Annotated in this window: 1 protein-coding gene and 1 pseudogene; both read left to right on the top strand. The window is 67.1% G+C overall.

Annotation, left to right across the window (positions count from 1 at the left end; all coding sequences use genetic code 11):
* The coding region (gene prfA / locus AC5RWT_RS37655; protein ID WP_494084660.1) for a peptide chain release factor 1 at positions 1–880 on the top strand (880 nt) is incomplete at its 5' end.
* A gap of 6 nt (positions 881–886) precedes the next feature.
* Positions 887–1,115, top strand: a pseudogene (locus AC5RWT_RS37650) (peptide chain release factor N(5)-glutamine methyltransferase); the annotation flags it as partial.

Raw genomic sequence — 1,115 nt, 5'->3', positions numbered from 1 at the left:
GGATCCGGAACTGGCGGCCGAGGTTCCGGGGCTGGAAGCCGAACTTGAGACGGCCCAGGAGCGTCTCCGCCGGCTGCTGATCCCGCGCGACCCGGACGACGGCCGCGATGTCATCATCGAGGTGAAGGGCGGCGAGGGCGGCGACGAAGCGGCCCTGTTCGCCGGCGACCTGCTCCGCATGTACATGCGCTACGCCGAATCCCGCGGCTGGAAGACCGAGATCATTTCCGCAACGGAATCCGATCTGGGCGGCTACAAGGACGTGCAGATGGCCATCAAGGGCAACTCCAACGACCCGGCCGAAGGCGTGTGGGCCAGGCTTAAATTCGAAGGCGGCGTGCACCGCGTGCAGCGCGTTCCGGTGACTGAGTCGCAGGGCCGCATCCATACCTCCGCTGCCGGCGTCCTGGTGCTTCCCGAAGTGGACGAGCCGGAAGAGATCGAGCTCAGCCAAAACGACTTGAAGATCGACGTCTACCGCTCGTCGGGACCCGGCGGCCAGTCCGTGAACACCACGGACTCGGCGGTGCGAATCACCCACCTGCCCACCGGAATCGTGGTGGCAATGCAGAACGAGAAGTCGCAGCTGCAGAACCGTGAGGCCGGTATGCGCGTGCTGCGGGCACGGCTGTTGGCCCACCAGCAGGAGCAGATCGACGCCGCCAATTCGGAAACCCGCAAGTCCCAGATCCGCACCATGGACCGCTCCGAGCGCATCCGCACGTACAACTTCCCGGAAAACCGGATCGCCGACCACCGCACCGGCTACAAGGCCTACAACCTGGACGCCGTGATGAACGGCGAGCTGGAGCCGGTCATCCAGTCAGCTATCCAGATGGACGAAGAACACCGCCTGGCCGCCCTCGGCGAGGAAAACTAGCCGGCAGTGCCCCCCACAAAACTGGCCGAAGCCTTGGCCGCCGCCACCGCGCGGCTGGCCGACGCTGGTGTCCCTTCGCCGCGGGTGGACGCCGAGCTGCTGGCCGCCCACCTGCTGGGCGTATCGCCGGGGCGTCTGCGCGCCTTGGCGCTGCTGGAAGCGGAGGCACCGGAGGGGCTTGAAGAGCTGGTAGCCGAACGCGCCACCCGCGTACCGCTGCAGCACATCACCGGAC

The sequence above is a fragment of the Arthrobacter sp. Dra40 genome (assembly GCF_059091905.1).
Note: the sequence above shows the minus strand (reverse complement) of the source record. Positions and strands in the feature narration are given on the sequence as shown.